We start from the raw sequence: 207 nt of genomic DNA, 5'->3' as shown, positions 1-207 counted from the left end.
GCCTAAATTTCGCCGGCTCCTGCAGCGGTTTGCTTTGGATCTGACTGCCTCCGATACCGCGAAACCGACGGGTGCCGACATCAGCAGTGTCAACAGCCTGTACCTGAAATTGCACCGGCGTTTGGCTGAAGAATGCGAAAGGCAGGCATCTTTATACGGCATTGCAGGATTGGATGAACCCTATTTCGGAGCCAAACGTATCAGGGG

General features: G+C 54.1%; 1 pseudogene. It reads left to right on the top strand.

Going from position 1 to position 207, the window contains the following annotated elements:
• Nucleotides 1-207: pseudogene (locus tag ACTHSL_RS14425) on the top strand (IS1595 family transposase); the annotation flags it as partial.

Origin of the sequence: Neisseria sp. P0008.S010 (assembly GCF_051962715.1) — a bacterium.
GTDB lineage: Bacteria > Pseudomonadota > Gammaproteobacteria > Burkholderiales > Neisseriaceae > Neisseria > Neisseria elongata.
Note: the sequence above shows the minus strand (reverse complement) of the source record. Positions and strands in the feature narration are given on the sequence as shown.